The sequence below is a fragment of the Serratia sp. PF-27 genome, assembly GCF_030053255.1.
Taxonomy (GTDB): domain Bacteria; phylum Pseudomonadota; class Gammaproteobacteria; order Enterobacterales; family Enterobacteriaceae; genus Serratia; species Serratia bockelmannii.
In genome coordinates this window covers 480,094-489,832 of sequence record NZ_JASGBT010000021.1, presented here as the reverse complement: position 1 = coordinate 489,832, position 9,739 = coordinate 480,094, and the positions used below count along the sequence as shown (strand labels likewise).

General features: G+C 61.4%; 9 protein-coding genes and 1 pseudogene. 3 read left to right on the top strand and 7 right to left on the bottom strand.

The window, feature by feature from the left end:
* Positions 1–64: 64 nt before the first annotated feature.
* The 3 genes and pseudogenes from QMZ29_RS25850 to QMZ29_RS17405 form a co-directional block, all read right to left on the bottom strand.
* Positions 65–163: pseudogene (locus QMZ29_RS25850) on the bottom strand (BrnT family toxin); the annotation flags it as partial.
* Between the two features lie 76 nt (positions 164–239).
* Positions 240–986, bottom strand: coding sequence for an SDR family oxidoreductase (locus QMZ29_RS17410; RefSeq protein WP_025304143.1), 747 nt, complete (start codon positions 984–986; stop codon positions 240–242).
* A gap of 96 nt (positions 987–1,082) precedes the next feature.
* Positions 1,083–1,316, bottom strand: coding sequence for a hypothetical protein (locus QMZ29_RS17405; RefSeq protein ID WP_025304144.1), 234 nt, complete (start codon positions 1,314–1,316; stop codon positions 1,083–1,085).
* A gap of 189 nt (positions 1,317–1,505) precedes the next feature.
* On the opposite strand from QMZ29_RS17405, the gene QMZ29_RS17400 reads away from it, so the two are divergent.
* The 3 genes from QMZ29_RS17400 to QMZ29_RS17390 are packed head-to-tail and all read left to right on the top strand — an operon-like array spanning position 1,506 to position 4,115.
* Positions 1,506–2,165: a response regulator gene (locus QMZ29_RS17400; RefSeq protein ID WP_025304145.1), complete on the top strand. Its 660-nt coding sequence runs from the start codon at positions 1,506–1,508 to the stop codon at positions 2,163–2,165.
* 4 nt (positions 2,166–2,169) lie between these two features.
* Positions 2,170–3,588: an ATP-binding protein gene (locus QMZ29_RS17395; RefSeq protein WP_197791410.1), complete on the top strand. Its 1,419-nt coding sequence runs from the start codon at positions 2,170–2,172 to the stop codon at positions 3,586–3,588.
* Entirely contained in the window at positions 3,588–4,115 is a 528-nt protein-coding gene (locus QMZ29_RS17390; protein ID WP_244590490.1) for a GNAT family N-acetyltransferase, read from the top strand. Before QMZ29_RS17395 ends, QMZ29_RS17390 begins: the two co-directional genes overlap by 1 nt.
* Positions 4,116–4,124: 9 nt before the next feature.
* On the opposite strand, the gene QMZ29_RS17385 is transcribed toward QMZ29_RS17390, so the two are convergent.
* The 4 genes from QMZ29_RS17385 to gcvT form a co-directional block, all read right to left on the bottom strand.
* Positions 4,125–5,090: a quinone oxidoreductase family protein gene (locus tag QMZ29_RS17385; protein WP_089181254.1), complete on the bottom strand. Its 966-nt coding sequence runs from the start codon at positions 5,088–5,090 to the stop codon at positions 4,125–4,127.
* Between the two features lie 108 nt (positions 5,091–5,198).
* Positions 5,199–8,078, bottom strand: coding sequence for an aminomethyl-transferring glycine dehydrogenase (gene gcvP / locus QMZ29_RS17380; protein ID WP_043142647.1), 2,880 nt, complete (start codon positions 8,076–8,078; stop codon positions 5,199–5,201).
* A 92-nt stretch (positions 8,079–8,170) separates the two neighbouring features.
* Positions 8,171–8,557: a glycine cleavage system protein GcvH gene (gene gcvH / locus QMZ29_RS17375; RefSeq protein ID WP_282980741.1), complete on the bottom strand. Its 387-nt coding sequence runs from the start codon at positions 8,555–8,557 to the stop codon at positions 8,171–8,173.
* A 46-nt stretch (positions 8,558–8,603) separates the two neighbouring features.
* Positions 8,604–9,701 carry a glycine cleavage system aminomethyltransferase GcvT gene (gene gcvT, locus QMZ29_RS17370; RefSeq protein WP_004931631.1) on the bottom strand — a complete coding sequence of 366 codons (1,098 nt, stop codon included), beginning with the start codon at positions 9,699–9,701 and terminating at the stop codon, positions 8,604–8,606.
* Between the last annotated feature and the right edge of the window lie 38 nt (positions 9,702–9,739).

Genomic DNA, 9,739 nt, shown 5'->3' with positions numbered 1-9,739 from the left:
TGAGCTACCTCTGGTTGAGAGTTTACTCACTTAGTCCCGTGTCCACTATTGGCGGGTAAGATCAGGGATCCAGAAAAACCCGTTGCGCTATCTCAAAACTGACACGGTGTTTACGCTGGTTGCTGTGATTTTTATCCTGATTCCATTCAAAATAAACATACATTTTTGTAACTACATTTTGATTGTTATTTAATCAAAATACACTCCGCACGACGGGATGTCAAAACCCCCTCATGCATTCAACGCCCGCCTGCTGCCTCGATAAAAGTACCGGTCACGTAAGACGCAGCGTCAGACAGCAGCCAAGCGATCGCCTCCGCCACTTCCTGCGGCTGCCCGCCGCGCTGCATCGGTAAACTGTCCTTCACGCGATCCACTCGGCCGGGCTCGCCGCCGCTGGCGTGCATCTCGGTATAGATGAATCCGGGCCGTACGCCGTTGACGCGGATGCCCTGCGCCGCCACCTCGCGCGATAACCCGATGGTCAGGGTATCGACGGCGCCTTTCGAGGCGGCGTAATCGACGTATTCCCCCGCGGCCCCCAACCGGGACGCGGCGGAAGACACATTGACGATAGCGCCGCCCTGCCCGCCATGACGCTGCGCCATGCGTTTCACCGCCTCGCGGCAACACAGGAAGTAACCGGTGACGTTGGTGCCGAGCACCTGATTGATGCGCTCGGCGGTCAACTGTTCAATGTTCGCCTGCTGGAACAGAATGCCGGCGTTGTTGACCAGCGCGCTGAGCGTGCCCAGCCCGGCATCCAGCGCCCTGAACATCGCCATCACCTGCGCTTCATCGGCCACATCGGCCTGCAGCGCCAGCGCCTTACCGCCCTGCGCCTCGATCTCCGCCACCACTTGGCGCGCCGCATTTTCGTCACGCAGGTAATTCACACCCACCGCATAGCCCTGCCGGGCCAGCAGCAAGGCGGTCGCGCGGCCAATCCCCCGGCTTGCGCCGGTCACCAATGCCACTTTCGTCATACTGTTTTTTCTCTGGTTAGCGATATCAACACAGCGGCCTGCGCGCAGGCGCCCCGTATGCCCGTCAGAGTATAGAACGGCTCCCTAAAAACCGCTTCAAAGCTGAGCCAGGCGGCGCAGCTGCTTTTTAATGCGCGACTTGGCGCAGCCGTAAGCATCCGTCGCCGCCGCCTGATGCACCCGCTGCAAAGCGGAAGCATGATGGCCGCCGTGGCTATGGCTCTGCGCATCGCCGCGAAAAGACAACAGCAACAGAACGAGCAGCGTCGCCACGCCTACATACATCAGCCGCCGCGAGGCGCCCGCGTTCGGGAAACCTTCAGTCTGCATGTTTTGCTCCCCCAGCCATAATTTCGAATGGCAGCAAAATAACTGAAATTCCCCCCCGCTCCCTTAACGCGAGATTAAAGCCAGATTAAGGTTTGCTTAAGAACGCGCAGGCAGAGCGGTTTTCCCCGTTGTCTTCCCGTCAGCGTTATAGTTAGATAAGCGCGACTCAAGGCTCTCAGCGGAAATAACGTGAACATACTGTTGGTGGAAGACGACCTGCAATTAGGCAAGGCGCTGTGCCGCGCATTGGAGCTGGCCGGCTTTAATTTGTGCTGGGTGCGCCTGCTCACCGACGCGGAAAATAAACTTTCACCCGGCGGGTTCGATTTGATGCTGTTGGATCTCACGCTGCCGGACGGCGACGGTTTGCAGAAGCTGATCGCCTGGCGCGCCGCCGGGCAAAATATTCCGATCATCATCCTGACCGCTCGCGACCGCATCGAAAGCTTGGTGAACAGCCTCGACTCCGGCGCGGACGACTTTCTGGCCAAACCCTTTGCGCTGCCCGAACTCATCTCGCGCGTCAAAGCGGTTAACCGGCGCATGGCGGGCTTCGCTTCTCAAACCTGGAGCCTCGGCGCGCTGTATCTCGATCCGGTCAACCATCAGGTCATGCTGGATAACGAACTGCTGATGCTGTCGAAAAAAGAGTATCACCTGCTGCACGAACTGATGCGCTGCGCCGGCACCGTGGTGCGCAAAGCGGTGTTGGAACAGCGGCTGTTCGGCCACGGCGACAGCGTGGAAAGTAACTCGCTGGAAGTGCACATGCATAATTTACGGCGCAAAATCGGTAAAGAAAGAGTGATTACCGTACGCGGCATCGGCTATTTGCTGAAGAAAGAGTAGCGGAATGATCGGTTTCAAATCCTTCTTTATGCGTACCATTATTTTTCAGGTGCTGGCCATTTTATTATTGTGGGGGATCCTCGTCGCCTGGGTGAAATATTGGTATTACCCCGACATGGAGAAATATTTCGATAACCAGCAACGCATCGTCGCTGCAGGCATCGCCAATATTCTCGACGAAACCGGCACTGACAATATCGATTACCGCGGCATCATCAAGACCATTGAAGGCATGTACATTGATTCCATCAATAACGGCATGCAGGATGAAATCGACTATCACCCGCTGTTTGTGGTTTACGATCGGGACAGCCGGGTGCTTTACAGTTCGCAAACGCAGGGAGAACCGCTGCGCCTGCCGCCTTCGGTGCTGTCCGGCTCCGTCAATTACGCCGGTGCCAACTGGCATCTCGCCGGCAGCTGGAGCGAAAAGCACCAGTACCGGGTGATCGTCGGCGAATCGTTCAACGATCGCACCACGCTGTTCGGCAACCCGGCGGAGAGCACCGCCGTACCGCTGCTGGGCATTCTGGCAGCCATCATCGTTACCTTGCTGTTTACCGCCTATTTCAGCCTGCGGCCGCTGCGCCAGATCGCCCGCACCATCTCCGATCGCCAGCCTGGCAACCTGTCGCCGATCAACGTCAGCGAGCAGTATCAGGAAATCCGGCCGGTGGTGGTGGAGGTCAACAAGCTGATGGCGCGCATCGACGCCGCCAATCAGCGCGAGAAGCGCTTTATGGCCGATGCGGCGCACGAGCTGCGCACGCCGATCGCCGCCGTGCTGGCACAGCTGCACCTGCTGACCCAGGTCGGCGAGCAGCAGGAGCGCCGGGAGATCATCGGCGACATGCAGCAAGGGCTAGATCGCGCGGCATCGCTGTCGCGCCAGCTGATCAACCTGGCCAAGCTGGAGGCGGAAGATTTTCCACTGAAAATTGAGGCGGTGGACATCTACGCAGAGATCGGCAAATGCATCGCGCAGCACGTCCCCTATGCGCTGGAAAAGGATGTGGAACTCTCGCTCGACGGCAGCGAGGACGTGGTGGTGAGTACCGATCGCCATGCGCTGATCGCCATCTTCACCAACCTGCTGGACAATGCGCTCAAGTACGCGCCCCCCGGCAGCCGTATCGAAGCCAATATCCGCTCGCTGGCGCCGCTCGGCTGCTATATTACGTTGCGCGACAACGGCCCGGGGGTGAGCGAAGAACACCGTTCCCGCCTGTTTGAGCGCTTTTACCGCGTGCCCGGTACGCAGCAAACCGGCAGCGGGCTCGGCTTGGCCATCGCCCGAAACCTGGCCGACAAAATCGGCGCGCAGCTGCGCGTCACCGAAGGCCTTGACGATCGCGGCATCGGCTTCATCATCGATTTGCCGGAAAGTTATCGGCCGCAGACTGAGAGGGAACAACGACCATGATCGCCCCTGTTCTGCTGCAACGGCAGCAACTCGACCGGCTATGGGATATCGACCGCAGCGAAATTATCGACACTCTGTATCGCCTGCACGACGGCAAGCTGCAAGCCTACCCGGACTACTACGACGTGCGCGGCTGGGATCCGCACGATCGGGAAACCTATACGCCGATCCACGAAGCCTGCTTCGATCGCGGCGGCGCGTTCTTCGCGCTGTTCGAAGGCGAGGAGATCGTGGCGGCGGCGGCGCTGGACACCGAACCGCGCGGCCCACAGCGGGATCTGCGCCAACTGCTGTTCTTTTACGTCAGCGCGCACAAACGCGGCCAGGGGTTAGGCAAGCAGCTGTTCCAGCTCTGCCTGCGTCAGGCGGCGCAAGACGGCGCCGCCGGGCTGTATGTCTCCTCCATTCCCAACAAAAGCACCGTAGACTTCTATCTGGCGCAGGGTTGCCGGCTCATCGAACAACCGGATACCGAATTGTTCGCCCGTGAGCCGGAAGACATTCATCTGGTCTGCCCGTGCCGCTAGCGGCCGGGGTTAACGGGCGATGCGCATCACCGAACGCACGTCGCTTTTCTTGTTCAGATCCCACACCTCGGCGATCTCCGCCAACGCGTGCTCCTGCGTCTCGATAGTGAGCGCTCCGGTCGCCGCCAGCGCCAAAATCTCGGCCGCGTAGCGCTGCATCTCCGGGATCGGCGGGAAGTTGCCGGTGCCGCTGCCGAGGATCTGCAGCTGGTTGCTGCGCAGCACCGCCGCCGGCAGCCGGATGTCCGGCGCGGCCATCGAACCGACGTTGACCAGGCGAATGCCGCGTCCGCCGGCGTAAGACGAGAGATCGTGATTATTGAGCGTTGCGAGCAGCGCTTCGGTCGCCGGCCCCCAGATGTAATCGACGATCACCTGATAACCGCCCGGCCCCGCCGCTGCCGCGAAGGCCTGCGTCAGCGCCTCGCCGTGCAGGCTCAGATCCACCGTGGCATCCACGCCCAATGCCTCCAGCACGCTCAGCCGACGGCCGGCGGCAACGATACGCCCAGCCCCTGCCTGACGCGCCGCGGCAACCGCCAGTTTGCCTGAGGTGCCGGTGGCACCGATGATCAGCACCGTTTCACCGGGCTGCAGATCCGCTCGCCAGCGCAACGGCAGCCAGGCGGCGAAGGCCGGATTGATCAGCGCTGCCGCCGTGGCGTCATCCACCGCCTCCGGTACCGGCACCGTCCATGACGCGACGCTGCGCTCAGCCATCGCACCGTAAGGACGGCGGAAGGAGGCAAAGTACACCCGTTTTCCGTCCGCCGTACGGCCCACGCCGTCGGTACCGGGCACAATTGGCAATTGCTTCGGGCTGGAATAGTGGGTGCCGGCGACGGTGGCGCGATCCAGCTGTTTGATGCCGGCCGCCAGAACGTCGATCGGCACTTCATTCGCCTGCGCCTGGGGCTCCTCAAAAGTGCCGAAAACCGGGGCTTGCCCCAGCGCTGTTACGATTGCCGCTTGCATGGTGACTCCTTAAATCGTGGGAACGTACAGGAAAGAATAGGCCGCTATAAAATAAAAAGGGACACCGCATGATGCGGTGTCCCCCAAACACAAACTTTGCCGAACGTGTTATTCGTAATCGCTCATCGGCACGCAAGAGCAGAACAGGTTACGGTCGCCGTACACGTCGTCCAGACGCTTAACGCTCGGCCAGTACTTGTTCTCGCGCACGCCGGCCACCGGGAACACCGCCAGCTCGCGGCTGTACGGGTGCTGCCAGTCGTTGACCAGCTCCGCCTGCACGTGCGGCGCATTCACCAGCGGGTTGTCTTCCAGCGGCCATTCGCCTTTGGCGACGCGGTCGATCTCGCTGCGGATTGCCAGCATCGCATCGATAAAGCGATCCAGTTCCACTTTGCTTTCCGACTCGGTCGGCTCGACCATCAGCGTGCCCGCTACCGGGAACGACATGGTCGGCGCGTGGAAGCCGAAGTCGATCAGGCGCTTGGCGATGTCCATTTCGCTGATGCCGGTCTCTTCCTTCAGCGGACGAATATCGAGGATACATTCGTGCGCCACGCGGTGATCGCGGCCGGTATACAGGATCGGATACGCGTCTTTCAGACGAGTTGCGATGTAGTTGGCATTCAGGATCGCCATCTGGCTGGCCTGCTTCAGGCCTTCCGCGCCCATCATGCGGATGTACATCCAGCTGATCGGCAGGATGGAGGCGCTGCCGAACGGCGCCGCGGAGACCGCGCCCTGCTGGGTGGTTACGCCGTCGATCTGCACGACACTGTGGCCCGGTACGAACGGCGCCAGGTGCGCTTTCACGCCGATAGGGCCCATGCCCGGGCCGCCGCCGCCGTGCGGGATGCAGAAGGTTTTATGCAGGTTGAGGTGCGAAACGTCCGCACCGATGTAGCCCGGCGTGGTGATGCCCACCTGGGCGTTCATGTTGGCGCCGTCCAGATATACCTGACCGCCGAACTGATGCACTATCTGGCACACTTCACGGATGGTTTCTTCATACACGCCGTGGGTCGACGGGTAGGTCACCATGATGCAAGAGAGTTCTTCACCTGCCTGCTCCGCCTTGACGCGCAGATCGTGCAGATCGATGTTGCCGTTCTTGTCGCAGGCGACCACCACCACGCTCATGCCCGCCATTTGGGCAGAGGCCGGGTTGGTGCCGTGCGCCGAGCTCGGGATCAGGCAGACGTGGCGGCCCGCTTCGTTGCGGCTTTCGTGGTAGCGACGGATCGCCAGCAGGCCGGCGTATTCGCCCTGCGCGCCGGAGTTCGGCTGCATGCACACCGCGTCATAGCCGGTCAGCTGCACCAGCCACTGAGACAGTTGGCCGATCATCTGTTGGTAACCGGCAGCCTGCTCCGGCGGGCAGAACGGGTGCAGTTCGGAGAATTCAGGCCAGGTGATCGGGATCATTTCCGCCGCAGCGTTCAATTTCATGGTGCAAGAGCCCAGCGGGATCATTGCCTGGTTCAGCGCCAAATCCTTACGCTCCAGACGATGCATGTAACGCATCATCTCGGTTTCGCTGTGATAGCGGTTGAATACCGGGTGGGTCAGGATCGGGTCCTGGCGCAACATGGCGGCCGGGATCGATGCGCTGTTCTTGCTCACCGCCGCGTCCAGCGCGTCGATGTCCTGGCCGTGGTTGTCGCCGGCCAACAGTGCAAACAGCGTTTGCACGTCTTCACGCGAGGTGGCTTCATCCAGCGTGATGCCCACGGCGCCGTGAATGTCGGTACGCAGGTTGATGCCGAAGCTCAGCGCACGTTCCAGCACGGCAGCCTTGTCTTTCACTTCAACGGTCAGGGTGTCGAACCAGGTGTTATGACGCAGCGTCAGGCCGGCCTTCTGCAGCCCGGCGGCCAGAATGTCGGTCAGGCGGTGGATACGCCCGGCGATGCGCTGCAGCCCTTGCGGGCCATGGTACACCGCGTACAGGCTGGCGATGTTGGCCAACAGCACCTGCGAGGTACAGATATTCGAGTTGGCCTTCTCGCGGCGGATATGCTGCTCGCGGGTCTGCATCGCCATACGCAGCGCGGTGTTGCCGGCGGCATCGCGGGAAACGCCGATGATGCGGCCCGGCATCGAACGCTTGAACTCGTCGCGGCAGGCGAAGAAGGCGGCGTGCGGGCCGCCGTAGCCCATCGGCACGCCGAAGCGCTGCGCGGAGCCGAACACCACGTCGGCGCCCTGCTTGCCCGGCGCGGTCAGCAGCACCAGGGCCATGATGTCGGCGGCCACGCTGGTGATGATTTTGCGCGATTTCAATTCGGCCAGCAGCGCGCTGTAGTCGTGCAGCTCGCCGGTGGTGCCCACCTGTTGCAACAGCACGCCGAACACGCCGTCCAGCTCCAGCACTTTTTCCGCTTTATCGACGATGACGTCGAAGCCGAAGGTTTCGGCGCGGGTGCGCACTACGTCCAGCGTCTGCGGATGCACGTCGTCAGCCACGAAGAAGCGGTTGGCATCTTTCAGTTTGCTGGCGCGTTTGGCCAACGCCATCGCTTCGGCGGCGGCGGTCGCTTCATCCAACAGCGACGCGGAAGCCAGATCCAGGCCGGTGAGATCGAGGGTCACGGTCTGGAAGTTCAGCAGCGCTTCCAGGCGGCCCTGCGACACTTCCGGCTGATAAGGGGTATAAGCGGTGTACCAGCCCGGGTTTTCTAGCATGTTGCGCAGGATCACCGGCGGCGTCAGCACGGCGCTGTAGCCCATGCCGATATAGGATTTGTAGCGCTGATTTTGCGAGGCGATCGCCTTCAGCTCAGCCAGCGCCTGGTGTTCGGTCGCCGCGTCGCCGACCGGCGGCGGCCCCGGCAGCTGAATATCCGCCGGCACGATCTGTTGGATCAGCGCGCTGAGCGAGCGAGCGCCCACCGCTGCCAGCAACTCCTGGCGTTGTTCCGCAGAAGAGCCGATGTGGCGTTCGATGAACGCTTCGCTGTGTTCGAGTTGGCTGAGTGTCTGAGTCATTGCTACAAATTCCTGAATGCTTGCGTGATACGGGATATAGCTTGAACGGTAACTAAAACGCCCCGGCCGAGAAGCCTGGGGCGTGGTCACGATTACTCGTCGATCGAGGCCTGATAAGCCGCGGCGTCCAGCAGGTTCGCCAGCTCGCCTTCGTCGGAGGCTTTGATCTGGAACAGGAAGCCGTCACCGTAAGGTTCGCTGTTGGCCAGCTCCGGGGAGCTTTCCAGCTCGCCGTTCACCGCCACGATTTCGCCGCTGATTGGCGCGTAAATGTCCGACGCCGCCTTGACGGATTCCGCCACGGCGCAATCTTCACCGGCGGCGACTGTGCGGCCCAATTCCGGCAGATCGACAAACACCATATCGCCCAGCAGTTCCTGCGCGTGTTCGGTGATGCCTACGGTGTAAACGCCGTTACCTTCTGCACGAACCCACTCGTGGGAGGATGCGTATTTCAATTCTGTTGGCACATTGCTCATCGCCGGTTACTCCTTCGAAGAAATAAAAGAATCAATCAATAAAAAATCAATTTGTCAGCGGCTTGCCGGCGCGAACGAAACCGGGCTTGGTCACTTTGACCGGCATTTCACGGTTGCGGATCTGCACGATAGCCTGCTCGCCGATGCCTGCCGGCACGCGCGCCAGCGCGATGCTGAAGCCCAGCGTCGGAGAGAACGAGCCGCTGGTGATCACGCCTTCGTGGGTTTGCCCCGCCGCGTCGGTGAAACGCACCGGCAGCTCATTACGTAATACGCCTTTTTCCGTCATGATCAAGCCGACCAGTTGCTCGGTGCCCTGCTCGCGCTGTTGCTCCAGCGCTTCGCGGCCGATGAAACGGCGATCTTCCGGCTGCCAGGCGATGGTCCAGCCCATGTTGGCGGCCAGCGGCGAAACGCCTTCATCCATCTCTTGCCCGTAGAGGTTCATGCCCGCTTCCAGACGCAGCGTGTCGCGCGCGCCCAGACCGGCCGGCTTGACGCCCGCGGCCAGCAATTTTTGCCAGAAATCCGCCGCCTGCTCTTTCGGCAGCGCGATCTCATAGCCGGCCTCGCCGGTGTAACCGGTGGTGGCGATGAACAGCTCGCCGGCCTGCACGCCGAAGAATGGCTTCATGCCTTCGACCGCGCTTTTTTGTTCCGGGGTGAACAGGGTGCCGGCACGCTCTTTGGCCTGCGGGCCCTGCACTGCGATCAGCGCCAGATCGTCGCGCACCGTCAGCGCGACGCCATACGGCGCGGCGTGCTCTTCGATCCAGGCCAGGTCTTTGTCGCGGGTGGCGGAGTTCACCACCAGGCGGAAATAGTCTTCAGTGAGGAAATAAACGATCAGGTCGTCGATCACGCCGCCGGAGGCATTCAGCATGCCGGTGTACAGCGCTTTGCCGGGTTGGGTCAGTTTGGCGACGTCGTTCGCCAGCAGGTAGCGCAGGAACTCGCGGGTGCGGGCGCCGTGCAGATCTACAATGGTCATGTGAGACACGTCGAACATGCCGGCATCCTGACGCACCGCGTGGTGCTCATCGAGCTGCGAGCCGTAGTGCAGCGGCATCATCCAGCCGTGAAAGTCTACCATGCGCGCACCGCACGCCACGTGCTGGTCGTACAGTGGGGTTTGCTTTGCCATCTTTTCCCTCTTTCCACTCGTCGCTAGAAGTTAGGGTG

Excerpts from the sequence above, each read along its gene's own strand:
- QMZ29_RS17410 (WP_025304143.1), bottom strand. The coding sequence starts at position 986 with ATGACGAAAGTGGCATTGGTGACCGGCGCAAGCCGGGGGATTGGCCGC.
- QMZ29_RS17405 (WP_025304144.1), bottom strand. The coding sequence starts at position 1,316 with ATGCAGACTGAAGGTTTCCCGAACGCGGGCGCCTCGCGGCGGCTGATG.
- QMZ29_RS17395 (WP_197791410.1), top strand. The coding sequence starts at position 2,170 with ATGATCGGTTTCAAATCCTTCTTTATGCGTACCATTATTTTTCAGGTG.
- QMZ29_RS17385 (WP_089181254.1), bottom strand. The coding sequence starts at position 5,090 with ATGCAAGCGGCAATCGTAACAGCGCTGGGGCAAGCCCCGGTTTTCGGC.
- gcvP (WP_043142647.1), bottom strand. The coding sequence starts at position 8,078 with ATGACTCAGACACTCAGCCAACTCGAACACAGCGAAGCGTTCATCGAA.
- gcvH (WP_282980741.1), bottom strand. The coding sequence starts at position 8,557 with ATGAGCAATGTGCCAACAGAATTGAAATACGCATCCTCCCACGAGTGG.
- gcvT (WP_004931631.1), bottom strand. The coding sequence starts at position 9,701 with ATGGCAAAGCAAACCCCACTGTACGACCAGCACGTGGCGTGCGGTGCG.